This is a genomic window from uncultured Tissierella sp. (assembly GCF_902479755.1).
GTDB classification, from domain to species: domain Bacteria; phylum Bacillota; class Clostridia; order Tissierellales; family Tissierellaceae; genus Tissierella; species Tissierella carlieri.
In genome coordinates this window covers 61,665-76,140 of the sequence record NZ_CABSQO010000022.1, presented here as the reverse complement: position 1 = coordinate 76,140, position 14,476 = coordinate 61,665, and the positions used below count along the sequence as shown (strand labels likewise).

20 protein-coding genes are annotated in these 14,476 nt (G+C 30.8%); 15 read left to right on the top strand and 5 right to left on the bottom strand.

Features of this window, described 5'->3' with window-relative positions; genetic code table 11:
- Window positions 1-59 precede the first annotated feature (59 nt).
- The 7 genes from RDK80_RS12575 (at window position 60) to RDK80_RS12545 (ending at window position 4,796) form a co-directional block, all read left to right on the top strand.
- Complete coding sequence (locus RDK80_RS12575; protein ID WP_216560875.1) at window positions 60-416, top strand: arsenate reductase family protein; 357 nt, start codon at window positions 60-62, stop codon at window positions 414-416.
- A 37-nt stretch (window positions 417-453) separates the two neighbouring features.
- Window positions 454-1,014 (top strand): DNA-3-methyladenine glycosylase I, encoded by a 561-nt coding sequence (locus tag RDK80_RS12570; RefSeq protein ID WP_308524451.1) that lies wholly within the window; start codon window positions 454-456, stop codon window positions 1,012-1,014.
- A 49-nt stretch (window positions 1,015-1,063) separates the two neighbouring features.
- Complete coding sequence (locus RDK80_RS12565; protein ID WP_216560872.1) at window positions 1,064-1,486, top strand: GNAT family N-acetyltransferase; 423 nt, start codon at window positions 1,064-1,066, stop codon at window positions 1,484-1,486.
- Between the two features lie 75 nt (window positions 1,487-1,561).
- On the top strand, window positions 1,562-1,723 hold the full coding sequence (locus RDK80_RS12560) for a rubredoxin (protein ID WP_308524450.1): 162 nt from the start codon (window positions 1,562-1,564) through the stop codon (window positions 1,721-1,723).
- 32 nt (window positions 1,724-1,755) lie between these two features.
- Entirely contained in the window at window positions 1,756-3,861 is a 2,106-nt protein-coding gene (locus RDK80_RS12555) for a stalk domain-containing protein (protein ID WP_308524449.1), read from the top strand.
- A gap of 119 nt (window positions 3,862-3,980) precedes the next feature.
- Entirely contained in the window at window positions 3,981-4,232 is a 252-nt protein-coding gene (locus RDK80_RS12550; RefSeq protein ID WP_308524448.1) for a hypothetical protein, read from the top strand.
- A 33-nt stretch (window positions 4,233-4,265) separates the two neighbouring features.
- Entirely contained in the window at window positions 4,266-4,796 is a 531-nt protein-coding gene (locus tag RDK80_RS12545; RefSeq protein WP_308524447.1) for a cysteine hydrolase, read from the top strand.
- Window positions 4,797-4,805: 9 nt separating this feature from the next.
- Here RDK80_RS12545 and RDK80_RS12540 read toward each other — a convergent pair whose 3' ends face one another.
- Entirely contained in the window at window positions 4,806-5,474 is a 669-nt protein-coding gene (locus tag RDK80_RS12540; protein WP_308524446.1) for an NAD(P)H-hydrate epimerase, read from the bottom strand.
- Window positions 5,475-5,687: 213 nt separating this feature from the next.
- Here RDK80_RS12540 and RDK80_RS12535 point away from each other — a divergent pair, with 213 nt between their 5' ends.
- From RDK80_RS12535 to RDK80_RS12520, 4 genes are all read left to right on the top strand, one after another.
- On the top strand, window positions 5,688-7,025 hold the full coding sequence (locus tag RDK80_RS12535; RefSeq protein ID WP_308524445.1) for a TldD/PmbA family protein: 1,338 nt from the start codon (window positions 5,688-5,690) through the stop codon (window positions 7,023-7,025).
- 12 nt (window positions 7,026-7,037) lie between these two features.
- Window positions 7,038-8,264 carry a metallopeptidase TldD-related protein gene (locus tag RDK80_RS12530; protein WP_308524444.1) on the top strand — a complete coding sequence of 409 codons (1,227 nt, stop codon included), beginning with the start codon at window positions 7,038-7,040 and terminating at the stop codon, window positions 8,262-8,264.
- 215 nt (window positions 8,265-8,479) lie between these two features.
- Window positions 8,480-9,052 carry a hypothetical protein gene (locus tag RDK80_RS12525; RefSeq protein WP_308524443.1) on the top strand — a complete coding sequence of 191 codons (573 nt, stop codon included), beginning with the start codon at window positions 8,480-8,482 and terminating at the stop codon, window positions 9,050-9,052.
- Between the two features lie 101 nt (window positions 9,053-9,153).
- A complete protein-coding gene (locus tag RDK80_RS12520; RefSeq protein ID WP_308524452.1) occupies window positions 9,154-9,798 on the top strand; it encodes a peroxiredoxin in 645 nt (214 codons plus the stop codon).
- Between the two features lie 45 nt (window positions 9,799-9,843).
- On the opposite strand, the gene RDK80_RS12515 is transcribed toward RDK80_RS12520, so the two are convergent.
- Entirely contained in the window at window positions 9,844-10,428 is a 585-nt protein-coding gene (locus RDK80_RS12515; RefSeq protein ID WP_308524442.1) for an SOS response-associated peptidase, read from the bottom strand.
- Between the two features lie 207 nt (window positions 10,429-10,635).
- Here RDK80_RS12515 and RDK80_RS12510 point away from each other — a divergent pair, with 207 nt between their 5' ends.
- The 3 genes from RDK80_RS12510 to RDK80_RS12500 all read left to right on the top strand — a co-directional run bounded on the left by RDK80_RS12510 (window position 10,636) and on the right by RDK80_RS12500 (window position 12,704).
- Window positions 10,636-10,857 (top strand): YdbC family protein, encoded by a 222-nt coding sequence (locus RDK80_RS12510; protein WP_256312744.1) that lies wholly within the window; start codon window positions 10,636-10,638, stop codon window positions 10,855-10,857.
- 124 nt (window positions 10,858-10,981) lie between these two features.
- The gene (locus RDK80_RS12505; protein WP_308524441.1) at window positions 10,982-12,154 is read left to right on the top strand and encodes an NADP-dependent malic enzyme; all 1,173 of its coding nucleotides are present in this window, start codon (window positions 10,982-10,984) and stop codon (window positions 12,152-12,154) included.
- Between the two features lie 22 nt (window positions 12,155-12,176).
- Window positions 12,177-12,704: a hypothetical protein gene (locus tag RDK80_RS12500; protein ID WP_308524440.1), complete on the top strand. Its 528-nt coding sequence runs from the start codon at window positions 12,177-12,179 to the stop codon at window positions 12,702-12,704.
- A gap of 35 nt (window positions 12,705-12,739) precedes the next feature.
- On the opposite strand, the gene RDK80_RS12495 is transcribed toward RDK80_RS12500, so the two are convergent.
- The 3 genes from RDK80_RS12495 to RDK80_RS12485 are packed head-to-tail and all read right to left on the bottom strand — an operon-like array spanning window position 12,740 to window position 13,591.
- Window positions 12,740-13,015 (bottom strand): hypothetical protein, encoded by a 276-nt coding sequence (locus RDK80_RS12495; RefSeq protein ID WP_308524439.1) that lies wholly within the window; start codon window positions 13,013-13,015, stop codon window positions 12,740-12,742.
- A gap of 34 nt (window positions 13,016-13,049) precedes the next feature.
- Window positions 13,050-13,253 carry a GNAT family protein gene (locus RDK80_RS12490; RefSeq protein WP_308524438.1) on the bottom strand — a complete coding sequence of 68 codons (204 nt, stop codon included), beginning with the start codon at window positions 13,251-13,253 and terminating at the stop codon, window positions 13,050-13,052.
- Window positions 13,250-13,591, bottom strand: coding sequence for a GNAT family N-acetyltransferase (locus tag RDK80_RS12485; RefSeq protein ID WP_308524437.1), 342 nt, complete (start codon window positions 13,589-13,591; stop codon window positions 13,250-13,252). The genes RDK80_RS12490 and RDK80_RS12485 overlap by 4 nt, the downstream gene beginning before the upstream one ends.
- A 126-nt stretch (window positions 13,592-13,717) precedes the next feature.
- On the opposite strand from RDK80_RS12485, the gene RDK80_RS12480 reads away from it, so the two are divergent.
- Window positions 13,718-14,287 carry a xanthine phosphoribosyltransferase gene (locus RDK80_RS12480; RefSeq protein ID WP_216560842.1) on the top strand — a complete coding sequence of 190 codons (570 nt, stop codon included), beginning with the start codon at window positions 13,718-13,720 and terminating at the stop codon, window positions 14,285-14,287.
- Window positions 14,288-14,476 lie beyond the last annotated feature (189 nt).

Below are 14,476 nucleotides of genomic sequence, written 5' to 3'. Positions count from 1 at the left end.
ATAATAAAAAAGAAAGGAGAGTATGATTTTAGTCGTTGACTATATCATACAAGGATCTTATGAAATATTTATTTATATGTTATCCAAAATGCAGTACCTGTAAAAAGGCTAAAAAATGGTTAGATGAAAATAATATAGAGTATGAAGAAAGAAATATCAAGGAGAACAGTCCCACTGAAAATGAGTTAAGAGAGTGGATATTTAAAAGTAAATATCCTATTAAGAAACTTTTTAATACAAGTGGCAATCTGTATAAGGAACTAGGTTTAAAGGATAAGTTGTTGGATATGTCCGAGGATGAAAAGATTATACTTTTAGCAACAGATGGTATGCTTGTTAAAAGACCTATTGTTATATGCGAAGATGATGTTTTGGTTGGATTTAAGGAAGATGAATGGAAGAGCGTCTTAGTATGATAATGATTAAGAATAATTTAATATAAGGAGAATTTATATGGAAGTCAAGAAATGTCCATGGGCAACAAAAGATTTAGACATTGAATATCACGATAAAGAATGGGGTAAACCAGTTCATGATGATAATCTATTGTTTGAAATGATTATATTAGAAGGTATGCAAGCAGGATTAAGTTGGACTACAGTTCTAAATAAAAGAGAATCAATGCGTACAGCCTTCGATGGTTTCAATCCTAAAATAATTGCTGAATATAGCATAGAGAAAAAGGAACAGTTATTGCTCAACCCAGGTATTATTCGTAATAAAGCTAAGATAAATGCCCTAGTAAGTAATGCACAAGCATTTTTGCGTATTCAAGAAGAGTATGGTTCTTTTGATAGTTATATTTGGAGATTCATCAATAATCGTCCAATAACAAATACATGGACAGAATTATCCCAAGTACCTACGACAACAGAGCTTTCTGATGCTATAAGTAAAGATTTATATGCTCATGGATTTAAATTTGTGGGATCAACAATTTGCTATGCTTTCATGCAAGCCATAGGTATGGTTAATGATCATATGATATGGTGTGAGCAATATTCCAAATGTTAGTTTTATCATTAAAATATTATTAATTTAAGGTTTTCAGGAGGCAAAGTGAATGAAATTCAGATTTCAGTATGATTGCTCAAATATAGAGTGGGAAAATGTAGTTGAGATATTGAAAGCAGTTGGAATGGCTAATTATGACAGAGATATTCATAAGAAGGCTTTTGAAAATAGCTATAGAGTTGTATTCGTTTTTGATGAAGAGAAGTTAATTGGATTTGGCCGTACAATTTCCGATGGAGTCTATCAAGCTGCAATTTATGATATAGCAGTATCCCCTGAATATCAAGGAAAAAGTATAGGAAGAATTATTATGAATAAGATTTTAGAAGGAGTTCCCAATTGCAATTGTATTTTATATGCTTCACCTGGGAAAGAATCTTTTTACGAAAAATTCAATTTTAAGAGAATGAAGACGGGAATGGCACTGTTTAATAATGCTCATAAGATGAAAGAAAAGGGCTTCATAGAATAACCTCATTAGAATAAGATATGTAAATACTTGAATATATGTAATAATGGATATAAGAATAATAATGGAGATGATAATATGAAAGATTATAAATGTACAGTATGTGGTTATACCTATAGACCTGAAAGAGGAGATAAGTTACATGATATAGTGCCTAATACTGCTTTTGAAGATTTGCCAGAGGAGTGGAAATGTCCTACTTGCAATCAACCTAAAATGGCTTTTGAAGAAATAAAATAGGCTATATATGATTGAGGAAGAAGGGAGAAAAAATGAAAATAAGAAAAGGCATATTTAACATAAAAATGGTTGTTATTCTAATGATACTATTGATACTGGGAGCTGTAGATAATAAGTCATTAGCTGCAAGCACTATTAAATTAATAATAGACGGGAGGGATATATCTTCTTCAGCAGCTCCAGCAGTGAGAAACGGCAGAACTTTAGTGCCTGTACGTTTTATATCAGAAGAATTAGGAGCAAAGGTTACTTGGAACAATGATGATAAGACTGTTAAAATTGAAAAAGATAATAAAACAATAGTTTTGAGGATAGATAGTTATTTAGTACAATATATAGATGGAGACGAAAGATATTTTTTATCGGATACTCCACCTATAATAATAAATGGTAGCACCTATGCACCACTACGATTGGTAGGTACTGCCTTAGGTGTTGGTATCGAATGGGATGGTACTAACAGTGCTGTCAAAGTAAGCTCTAAAATCAAATCCAGTTTTCAGACTTTTTTTCAAGAAAAGATTTCGACAGTTAATTCAGGACAAGCTGTTAAGGGAAAAATGGATTTACAAATTAAAGCGTCTAATAGTATGCCTAAAAATGGTGTAGAAATAAAATATTTGCTATTAGATCCTAAAACTGCTAGGGGAAAAGTTATAGCTAGAGGAAGTAATTTGACAGGAAAATATACATGGTTACCAAGTTTAGATGATAACGGAAAGAAGATTCTTGTAGCTGCTATTTATGATAATAGAGGGAATTTTCTTTCAGGTGATTCTATAATTGTAAATATTGATATATTACCTAGTATATCCTTAAATGGAGTAAAAAATGGACAAGTGATAGATGGCAATATATCTTTATCCGCTAATATTAATTTTTTGGCATCTTATGTAAAATATGAAATAATTAATTTGAATAAAAATAAAACCAATTTAACAACGGAGTTAGATCCATGGGGACCATATAATTGGTCGCCTATGGTAGATGAAAGTGGAAATTATTCAATTAAAGTCATTGCGTATGATGAGAATAATAAAGGTTATTCTAGCGAATACATTAATGTTAAAGTCCAAGTTCCATATAAATTAGGATTCTCAGGGATTACAAAGGATATGACCATAAATAAACCAGTTAATCTATCTGCCACTAGGAATTTTAATGTTACTGAAACAGAATATATCCTAAGAGATCCAAATACTGGAGTAGAAGAAGTACTTAAAAAGCAAGGTTATGGAAGTTATAAATGGTTTCCAGGTCCAGAGTATTCAGGTACTAAGGAACTTCTAGTTAGAGTAAAAGATACTTTAGGAATAATTCATCAGACACAAGGTATCACGGTTAAATTATCTGGAAAGCCTAATTTAATTCTAGAAGGCGTGGGACCAAAACAAGTAATTACATCAGAAGTAAAATTAAAAGCATTGAGTAATGTTGGAATAGCTAGTGTGGATTATATCCTAATAAACCCAGCTAAAGGAACAAAAAAGGTCTTAGGGTCTGGGCAAAATCCTTCTGTAGAATATAAATTTGTACCTACTAAAGAAATGTTAGGTTATAGTCATATTAAAGCCATGGGCTTGTATAATGGTAAAACTATTGAGAGTGAAGAAATTCCAATCAAAATTTACTTGGGAAAAGTTTATGGACCAAAACCAATTGTTGCTAAAGATAAGTTTTTAGGAGTGGCATCTAATTTAGCAAAGGAATCTTGGAAGAATACAGGAATGTCTGCTTCGTTACAAACGGCACAAGCTATACTAGAAACAGGATGGGGACAATCTGTACCTGTAGATAAGTATACTGGTAAATTTTCTAATAATCTCTTTGGAATTAAAGGAAAAGGAACAGCGGGATCTGTTATATCCAATACATGGGAAGAATATAACGGAACTAAATTTAGAATTGATGCTGAATTTAGAGCTTATAACAATATCAATGAAAGTTGGGCAAACCATAAAGAGTTGCTTCTCAAAGCTGAGAGATATGGTATTTTTAGAGAAGTGATGCATAATAGTACTCAAGGAGCTTGGGCATTAAGAAGGGCAGGATATGCAACAGATTCTGGATATCCTATAAAGTTAATGAATATAATAAAACAATATAAATTAGATGAATTAGATAAGATAGGTATATAGAAGGATGGATTACTCCATCCTTTTTATATGTAAAAAATATAGGAAAAAAGAAGGAATTTTTAAATTTATATAGAATAGATTAAATAGGCTTAATAAAATGGGGTAAGGGGGAGAAGAATTTGTCTCAGGATTATAATAAACCTTGGGAGAGTCCAGAGTCTAAGAATAATGATAATGTAATGACTATTGGAGAATGGATAGGGGTACTAATTATACTTGCTGTTCCCATCCTAAATATATTAATGTATGTTTTATGGGCATTTAGCAGTGGAACAAATAAAAACTTACAAAATTTTTGTAGGGCAACTTTAATAATGGCTGCTATTACAATTGCATTTGGTATGTTAATTGGTGGATGTTCATATATCTAAAGATTAAAATAGATAGAAAGGAAGGAAAATAAAATGAACAAGGTATTAATTGTTGTCGATATGCAAAATGATTTTATAGATGGGGCATTAGGTACAAAAGAGGCAGTTAATATTGTCCCAAATGTAATTCAAAAAATAAAGAAATTTAAAGGTAAGGTAATATATACAAAGGATACTCATAACAAGGATTATTTATCTACTCAAGAAGGAAAAAAGTTGCCTGTAGAGCATTGTATAGAGGGTACACCTGGATGGGAATTACATAAAAATATTCAAGAATTAATCGAAGATGCTCAGACTAATATTTATAATAAAGATACCTTTTGTTCAAAGGAACTAGTCCAAGAATTGATAGAAATAGATAAAAAAGACAAAATAGAAGGAATAGAGCTAATAGGTCTTTGTACTGACATTTGTGTAATTTCCAATGCACTTCTAATCAAGGCATTTCTACCAGAGGTGAAAATATCAGTAGATGCAAAGTGCTGTGCAGGAGTGACTCCCGAAAGCCACCAAAATGCCTTAAATGCGATGAAGATGTGTCAAATTGAGATTACAAATTGAAAGGATGGATTAATCCATCCTTTCTAATATAACCTTAGTAACCTTTTCAGGTATTCCAATAGGTTCCACTATTATTTCTCCAGTATATTCTTTAGATTCTAATAATCCTTTTTTAATTAGGTGGAAGGTAATAGTCTTATTTGATTTAACAGAAATGCCAAGGATTTCTCCTGTATCTCCATCTAACCCAGAAGGAATATCAACTGAAAGAATATTATTCGAATAATGATTGATTAAAGAAATTACCTCTTTATAAATATCTTCAACATCTCTAGTTAGTCCAATTCCGAATATTGAATCTATAGTTAAATCATTTTTTACTAAGGATTTTTTAAGAATTTCTAGCTCTTTTTCTCCAGTTATATGAATAAATTTTAGCTCCATGTTTTTAAGTATATTTAAATTAATGTTAAAGTCCTTGGTTCCTTTGTCTAAATTACCAACAATAAATAAATCCACATTTTTTCTATTTATTATAAGATGACGAGCTATAGCCAGACCATCTCCACCGTTATTCCCAACTCCGCATATTAGGGTAATACTGTTCATCCTATCTAAATCAATATTATCTATTACTCTGAGAGCAGCATTCTCCATTAGAACTATGCTGGGAATGCCAATTTTCTCTATGGCGTAGAAGTCCATAGCTTTCATTTCTTCACAACTAATTGCAAGCATAAGAAACACGCTCCTTTCAAGATTATTATATATCTTATGGGGAAGAGTAGCAATAATACATAATCGATGTAGCATATTCTATTTTCTATTGATATATAATTTATAAGGCGTCAAGGTATGATATCAACAGCTGGGATCATAGAGAATGTACGTTGACAATATTTTGTAATATTGGTAATATTTAATCAACTATAGACTTTAGGGAGGGATTAGATGTATATTTTTCCAGAGAATCTTTATACAGATGTAAGATTAGAAGATACTTCTATCAGTGAAATTACCTACCAAAATGGGGAGCTAAGACAAAATCTAAGAAGAAATCATAAAGGGGGATTCATTAGAATATTTGATGGACAAAGGTGGTACTACAGTTCAACTACAGATACAGATAATATTCAGGAAGAAATAAATAAACTTGCACTTATGGCTAAGGAAAATAAAAAAATTAATGAAAATCCTGTAGTTGAAAAATTTGAGATTAATACGGGAGAATTTCTACAATTTAAAGAAAATGATATATTAAATATAAGCCAAGAGGAAAAACTTAATCTTTTGAAGTCATATTTTTCAATTATAGAGGATACACAAGAAATAAAAATGTGGAGGGCAATATATATTGACCATAAAACTACAAAACAGTTTTTTTCAAGCAAAGGTGCGGATTTAAAATTTGATTATCAGACATGTGCTGTTGCATTCAGATATTCTCTAAATGTAGATGGCAAGACTCTAGATAGTAGCTATGATAAGACTACTATAGATTTTAATGAACTTAAAGCATTGCATGAGAAACTTAAAGATAAGATAGATAAAGATATTATTTATACTAAAGGTGCTAAGCCTATTAATCCAGGTAAATACACTGTTATATTCTCACCTATTGCAACGGGAGTATTCACTCATGAAAGCTTTGGACATAAATCTGAAGCAGATTTTATGGTTGGAGATGAAACCATGATGAAAGAATGGACTATTGGTAAAAAAGTAGGAGTAGATAATCTATCTATAGTTGATAGGGGAGATATTCCAGGAAGTGGATTTGTTCCTTTTGATGATGAAGGTACTAAGCATAATAAAACTTATTTAATTAAAGATGGAATTCTTTCAGGCAGGCTTCATAGTAGTGTAACAGCTGAATCTCTTAAAGAGAATACAACAGGTAATGCAAGAGCGTTGAATTTTGAGTTTGAACCTATAGTGAGAATGACTACCACTTATATTGAAGCTGGAGATGAAACTAAAGAAGAACTTATCTCAGAGGTAGAAGAAGGTATATTAGTTGAAGATATAAAACATGGTTCAGGTATGTCTACATTTACCATGGCACCTAGTATCGCTTATATGATAAGAGACGGAAAGATTGCAGAGCCTGTAAATGTTGCAGTTATTAGTGGAAATGTAATGGAGACTTTATATGAAATAGATGGCATCTCAAAAGAAATAGAAATTCTTTCTTTCTCATTGGGAGGTTGCGGAAAATTTGAACAATGGCCACTTCCAGTAGGTATGGGAGGTCCTTATATTAGGGTAAAAAATATTACGGTACAGTGAGGAGGGATTTCTATGATTAAAGAAAAATATATTAAGAATTTAAAGGAAATAAGTATAAATATTCTTCAATCAAATATAAAATCTGTAAGGAAAAAAGATATTACTAAAACAGGGTTTAGAGTATATGAAAATGGATTTGTTGGTATCGCAGGAGCTGTGGGAAAAGTAGATGAACTTGAGCTGGAAAAAAGAGCAATTGAGAATTTAAGGCTTGAAATACCGTACCCTTACGAGCCATCCACTAATCTTGTGAAAAAAGTAGACTATAGAAAAGAAACATTGTCTCATGAGGAATTTGTAAAAGAAGTAGAAGAATTACTTGAAATATTAAAGAAAGAATTTCCAGACTTCATTTTTTCAAATAATATCTATATCAAAGATTTTGAAACTAAATTGATAAATAATAAGGGGATCGATTTAACTCATATAGATAGAGTAGTTGTAGCATCAATTGTAATAAAAGAAAAGAATTCGGTGAATGTATTTGATGCTCTTTCAACCTATATAGATAGGGAATATAGCAGAGATAAGATTTTAAACAATATAAGGGGAATGCTAACAGCTTATAAGAACAAGATTGAGCTACCTTCTAAAGGAAAACGGCCTGTAGTCTTTATAGCAGATGATGGACTTACTTTAATGAAGGTAGTAGAGGAAATGAACGGATATAAGGTGGGCACAGGTGCTTCATTGTTTAAGGATTTCATAGGAGAGAAAAAATTCAGCGATAAATTTACATTATATCAAAGTGCAGAGGAAGAAGAGTTATCGGGAGTTGAGTTTTTTGATGCAGAGGGTGTAGTAAATCCTGACTATAAATATACTTTAATTGAAAATGGAAGAATAATAACCCCATATACAGATAAAAAAACTGCATCACAATTTAACTTACCGCTTACAGGAAGTGCATCAGCAGAATATGATAAGGTTCCCTCTTTGGCACCTAGAAATCTTGTTGTAAAATCTAGCGATAAAACTTTAAAGGAATTACTAAATGGGCAGCTGGGCATAGCAGTTCTAATAGCTTCCGGTGGAGATTTTACCCAAGAAGGAGTATTTGGGACACCTGTTCAATTAGCATTCTTAACTGATGGAGAAAAATTATTAGGACGACTTCCTGAACTTACTATATCAGGTGAGCTATATTCAATGTTTGGTGATGATTTCGTTGGAAAGTCTCAAGACAAATTATTAGGACAAAAGGCTATAGTGTTTAACTTAGATGTGGATTATATCTAAAAGAATGTAAAACTAATATTGATGCAATAAAGTCTATTCTTTATAATAAGGGATAGGCTTTATTTATTTGCTTTGAAAACAGGTATAGATTTCATAATATTTCATTTTCTATAAAAGTTCTATAGACTTCTTAAAATCAACTAGTGTTCAAATTTAACCTATATTCTTTTCCTGCCGATATATAATTTATAGGATAGGAGAAGGGGGTTGATCATATGAGAATAACAGGGAGTCAATTTAAATTTAACAATCTTATGCAAAATAACAAACGAAATATAGGATTTAAACCTTGGAATAGTAAGACAATTACATCGGGACAAAATATATTTGGATTTAATATAAAACAAAATAAGGATAAAAAAGTAGATAATGGTGGAAATATAGGAGATATGATGAGTAAGAAGATTAGAGATGATATAATTGCAGATAAAATTGCTAAAAAGATTGCAAGAGGTGAAAATATTACAGCAGAAGAAAGAGCGATGCTTATGGAAATGGCACCTGATAAGCTTGAAAAAGCGATGCAAGCAAGTAAAAGGCGAAAAGAAATAGAGAGCAGAATAAAAACTGCTAAAACTAAAAAGGAAGCCAGGGAAATAATATTACAGGCTAGGGTAGAAGCAAAGATTGCCTTTGACAAAATTGATAAAGTCTACGGTGAATACTTTATGGAAGCAGTAAATAAGATTGAAGAAGATTATAGTAAAAAGAATATAAAAGACAATGATGATATTACCAAATTGGCCACAGATAAAGAAAAGACTAAAGGGATTGATATTAAACTATAGGAGATAAAGAATATATAAGTAAAACGAAGAACCTCTTCACTCACCACTATAGTACAGGATTCATATTATATATGGAATAATAAAAAAATGGTGGTGAGAAGATGAGTGAAAATGGATGTTTAACTCTAGGGATGAAGGCCCCAGATTTTACTGCGATGTCAACCTTTGGTCCTATAAAATTATCTAATTATGCAGGAAAATGGATAGTGCTATTTTCTCATCCAGGAGATTTTACTCCTGTGTGAACCACAGAATTTATTGCTTTTGCAAGGCAATATGATTCTTTCGTGGAGAGAAATACACAACTTCTAGGAATTAGCTTAGATGGAAATCCATCACATCTTGCATGGGTTTATAATATTTATCAAAATACGGGAATTCAGATTCCTTTTCCAATAATAGCGGATAAAGATATGAGTATCTCTAAAATGTATGGAATGATTGCTCCAAGTGTAAGCACAAATACTACAGTAAGAAATGTGTTTATAATAGATGATAAACAGATTATCAGGGCAATACTCGTATATCCATTGACCAATGGAAGATATATACCTGAGATAATAAGGCTTTTAATAGCTTTACAGACAACTGATATGTATGGAGTAGCAACTCCAGCAGATTGGCTTCCAGGACAGCCAGTAGTAGTACCAGCACCTACAACTTATGAAGAACTTCTTAGAAGGGTAAGTGGTGAAGAAGGATATTATTGTGTTGATTGGTATTTGTGTTTTAAGAACATATACTAGATAAATGAACAATAGTCTAATAGTTTTGTATATTCTACAAAACTATTAGACTATTGTTATCTCTCCATCATAAGGTTTCATCATAGATTTTAGAGTATCTAAATTTCTAAAGTTTATATCTAGCCAATATTCTTCCATTTCCTTAGGTAAAATTACAGGCATTCTATGGTGGATTTTTTTCATATCCTCATTAGCATCTGTAGTTATTATTGTAAAAGATTCTTGTTCTTGACCATTTTTATTTCTAAAAATATTATATAAACCAGCTAAGGAAAAGATGTTTTCTTCTTTAACGGAGATTCTTCTTTTAATCTTCTTTCCATCTAAATTTTCCCATTCAAAGAAACTGGTTGCAGGGACTAAGCATCTCTTGTTATAAAAGGAATTTCTAAACAATGGTTTGATATCTACTGTTTCAGCTCTTGCATTTATTATAGGTTTTTTAGTAAACTCAGGCATAAATCCCCATTTCATCATTGATAATTGAATATTATCTTTATTTATTACAATAGGAACTGTATTTGTGGGGAATATTTCATCTGGTAATTTAAATTCCTCCATGTTTTTTATAGCTTTATATCTTTCTATTAATACATCTATACTAACATCTAAAGAAAATCTACCGCACATAACATCACCTAACTTTTCTATTTTATAATGTTATCTTATATTATACCCATAAAATTAATGAAGATATAGGATAAAAGAATGATATAATGAAAAATAATATATTGTAGCTTATTAAAGAAAATTGATATTGACGTAGCTACTATAATAGAGATAAACTAGATAAAAATACAATGAAAATATATTGAGAAAATAATAAGGAGGAATATAGTGGCTGAAGTAAAATATGAAATAAAAGAAAACTTAGGAATATTATCAGAATCAGCAAAAGGCTGGACAAAGGAACTCAATTTAGTATCATGGAACGATTATCCTGCAAAATATGATATAAGGGAATGGGACCCTGATCATCTAAAGATGGGAAAGGGAGTCACTTTTTCCGCAGAAGAGCTAAAGAAGCTTAGAGACATATTAAATGAATTAGATTTATAACTAAAATATAATTGTATAAAAAGGATGGATTTAATTCCATCCTTTTTATTTACTAAAATACTAATATATGAGAATTTTGGGTATAGGAATATCATAGAATAATCTTGTGGGGAGGAGAGATTAAATGGATTTAAAGAAAGAATCTTTAGAATTACATAAAGGCAATAGAGGTAAATTAGAAATCAAAAGTAAAGTTCAAATAAAAGATTATAAAGATTTAAGTATAGCATATTCACCAGGAGTGGCAGCTCCATGTACTGAGATAAAGGGGAATTTAGATTTAGTATATGAATATACTAATAAAGGGAATATGGTGGCAGTAGTGACTGATGGTTCTGCTGTATTAGGGTTAGGGAATATAGGGGCCCAAGCAGGATTACCTGTAATGGAAGGAAAGGCTATTTTGTTTAAGACCTTTGCAGATATAGATGCAATTCCTATATGTTTGAAAAGCCAAGAGATTGAAGATATTATCTCTACGGTAAAAAATATATCTCCTACCTTTGGTGGAATAAATTTAGAAGATATCTCTGCTCCTAGATGTTTCGAAATAGAAGAAAGGCTTAGAAAAGAACTAGATATACCAGTATTTCATGATGACCAACATGGCACGGCAGTTGTAGTTTTAGCCGCTATAATAAATTCTCTAAAAATAGTAGATAAAAAGAAGGATAATATATCCATCGTAATAAATGGAGCTGGCGCTGCTGGGATTAGCATAGCTAAGCTGCTAATGGAGGATGGATTCAAAAACATAATTATATGTAATAGAAAAGGTATATTGGAATATGATGATTCTTCTTTAGACAGATATAAAAAAGAAATAGCTAAAATAACTAATCCTAAAAAAGTGAAAGGAGGCTTGAAAAAAGCTTTAAGGAATGCTGATATTTTCATTGGAGTGTCAACCTCGAATATATTAGTGAAAGAGGATATTGAAAATATGAATAAGGACCCAATAGTACTTGCTATGGCAAATCCTAATCCTGAAATAATGCCAGAAGATGCAAAAATAGCTGGTGCAAGAATCATAGGTACAGGGAGATCTGATTATCCAAATCAAGTAAACAATGTTCTAGCTTTCCCTGGGATATTTAAAGGTGCATTAAATGTACGTGCAAGAGATATTAATGAAGAAATGAAGTTAGCGGCAGCTTATGCTATTTCTAGTGCTATTAAAGAAGAAGAGTTAAATGAAGAAAATATTCTTCCAAATATTTTCGATAAAACAGTCGTAGATAAAATTGCCAAAGCTGTTTCTAAGGCGGCTAAAGAAACAGGTATGGCTAGAATATAGATTTTATTATAAGGGGGATTTTATGAGCTATATTGTAAGAGAGGTAGAGAATTTTTTTAAAATTATTAAACTAAAGGAATTTAGAAAGACAGAGGGGGTTGCTTTTGATGTAATGGGAAAATCTATGGTTCCAAAGGTTGATGCCATAGATAGGGTATTACATAGGAGAGGAGCTATTTCACCTGGAACAGTTGGAGAAGTAGCAAGACCTTGGTATATGCATCCACATCAAGAAGATAACTTATTTGTACTTCATGGAAAAAGGTATGTAGAGTTATATACTAAAGAGCATGGAAGGATAGAAAAGTTTATAATTACTCCAGATTATATAGAACATAATGGTGAACTTATAGTGGAAGGCGGTGGATTAATTACTTGGACAACAAATGTATTTCATAGGATAATAAGTGGAGAAGATGGATCAGCCTCCATAAACTTAGCAACTCATCTTGAAGGATTTGATATAAGAACAAACTTTAATATTTATGATTTGAATGAAGATACTGGGGAGTATCGATTAATTAGGGAAGGATATAAAGATCAAAAATAGAAAAAATAAAGAATGAGTCATGAAAAATGACTCATTTAATTTTGTCTTTTTCTTTTTCTATCTATAATAAGTCCAGAGAAGGTATTACCTATAATCATTGATAATAGCAGCATTACTGAAATAATTCTAGCCAAGTCTGCAAATCCAGTGTTTTCAGGACTGTAAAGAGTAAACATATATACAATCAGTATTATTCCAATATATGATGGTAAATATAATATTAATTTATTCATAGTAAATTTTGTAGCAACATAGCTATAGAGAACACCTATTGTCATGGATACTAGTAGAATCATAATAAGTTTATTCATCTAATATTATCTCCATTTCCTAGTAATTAATATATTAAATATTTTCATATTCTCTTTTTAATATTCCCATAAACAGAGTATCTGTATACTTTCCATCTGTAAAGAAATTTTCCCTTATTCTGCCTTCTTCCTTAAACCCACATTTCTCATAGCAACGAATAGCTCTTTCATTATAAGATCTTACTTCTAAATCTAATTTATGAAGGTTTAGCCTATTAAATGCAAATTCTTGTATCAATTTAATAGCTTCAGTTCCATAACCTTTACTAAATTATCCTTAGTACCTATTACAATACCTAAGGTACCGATTCTATTAATCCAGTCGATTTTTATTAAGTCAATTTGTCCAATATATTCTTCAGTTTCTTTTTCTGCTATAATAAAACCTTTGATATTAGAATTACCTTGTAACATAGAACTTAAGAAATTTTCAGTTTCATTTAAAGTGTGTGGATATAGAAATATATTACTTAAATATTTTGTGATTTCAATATCGTTCACCCATTTTCTTATACAAGTTAAATCTTCTTTTCTATACTCTCTTAACATAATTCTCTCACCGATTAATCTAGCCAATATATCCACTCCTTATATTTTTTATCGTATATTATATCACAAAAGAGCATGATGACAATATAAAATTTCTTGCATAAATTCAGTAATTATTATAGGATAATATAAAATAATCCTTGAGGTGAAGAAATGGAATTACTAAAACAAAGAATAGTTAAAGATGGCACACTTAGAGAGGGTAATGTTATAAAGGTAGATAGCTTTCTCAATCATCAAATAGATATAGATTTATTAAATGAAATAGGCAAGGAATTTAAAGCCAGATTTGCATCGGAAAAAATAGATAAAATCCTTACTATAGAAGCATCAGGTATAGCAATAGCCGTTATTGCAGCTCAACATTTTAGAGTACCTGTAGTCTTTGCAAAGAAAACAGATTCAAAAAACTTAGATGAGAATACATATGAAAGCTCTGTATATTCATATACAAAAGATAAAACTTACACTATAAGAGTATCTAAAAGATATTTAAATGAAGGAGAAAATATATTGATAATAGATGATTTTCTCGCGAATGGAAAGGCTGCTGAAGGTCTAATAGATATAATAGATAAAGCAAAATGTAATACTGTAGGTGTAGGTATTGTAATAGAAAAGGGATTTCAAAAAGGTGGAGATAAGATAAGAAAACAGGGAATAAAGCTAGAATCCTTAGCTATTGTTGAATCAATAAATAATGGAGAGATAGTTTTCAGATAATAATAATACTTCAAAAAAGATCAGTCTAAAGGAAAAGTTAGGCAGATCTTTTTTATTTCAATAATTAGTAGGACACAATTCCTACTTTTTTTTAAATATGATATAATTTATAAGAAATTTATATCTTTTTAGGACAGATGTCCTTCATTATAATATGAACTTTATTATATACTTTAAGGAGTGGGACTT

Excerpts from the sequence above, each read along its gene's own strand:
- RDK80_RS12575 (WP_216560875.1), top strand. The coding sequence starts at position 60 with ATGAAATATTTATTTATATGTTATCCAAAATGCAGTACCTGTAAAAAG.
- RDK80_RS12570 (WP_308524451.1), top strand. The coding sequence starts at position 454 with ATGGAAGTCAAGAAATGTCCATGGGCAACAAAAGATTTAGACATTGAA.
- RDK80_RS12565 (WP_216560872.1), top strand. The coding sequence starts at position 1,064 with ATGAAATTCAGATTTCAGTATGATTGCTCAAATATAGAGTGGGAAAAT.
- RDK80_RS12560 (WP_308524450.1), top strand. The coding sequence starts at position 1,562 with ATGAAAGATTATAAATGTACAGTATGTGGTTATACCTATAGACCTGAA.
- RDK80_RS12555 (WP_308524449.1), top strand. The coding sequence starts at position 1,756 with ATGAAAATAAGAAAAGGCATATTTAACATAAAAATGGTTGTTATTCTA.
- RDK80_RS12545 (WP_308524447.1), top strand. The coding sequence starts at position 4,266 with ATGAACAAGGTATTAATTGTTGTCGATATGCAAAATGATTTTATAGAT.
- RDK80_RS12540 (WP_308524446.1), bottom strand. The coding sequence starts at position 5,474 with ATGCTTGCAATTAGTTGTGAAGAAATGAAAGCTATGGACTTCTACGCC.
- RDK80_RS12535 (WP_308524445.1), top strand. The coding sequence starts at position 5,688 with ATGTATATTTTTCCAGAGAATCTTTATACAGATGTAAGATTAGAAGAT.
- RDK80_RS12530 (WP_308524444.1), top strand. The coding sequence starts at position 7,038 with ATGATTAAAGAAAAATATATTAAGAATTTAAAGGAAATAAGTATAAAT.
- RDK80_RS12525 (WP_308524443.1), top strand. The coding sequence starts at position 8,480 with ATGAGAATAACAGGGAGTCAATTTAAATTTAACAATCTTATGCAAAAT.
- RDK80_RS12515 (WP_308524442.1), bottom strand. The coding sequence starts at position 10,428 with ATGTGCGGTAGATTTTCTTTAGATGTTAGTATAGATGTATTAATAGAA.
- RDK80_RS12505 (WP_308524441.1), top strand. The coding sequence starts at position 10,982 with ATGGATTTAAAGAAAGAATCTTTAGAATTACATAAAGGCAATAGAGGT.
- RDK80_RS12500 (WP_308524440.1), top strand. The coding sequence starts at position 12,177 with ATGAGCTATATTGTAAGAGAGGTAGAGAATTTTTTTAAAATTATTAAA.
- RDK80_RS12495 (WP_308524439.1), bottom strand. The coding sequence starts at position 13,015 with ATGAATAAACTTATTATGATTCTACTAGTATCCATGACAATAGGTGTT.
- RDK80_RS12480 (WP_216560842.1), top strand. The coding sequence starts at position 13,718 with ATGGAATTACTAAAACAAAGAATAGTTAAAGATGGCACACTTAGAGAG.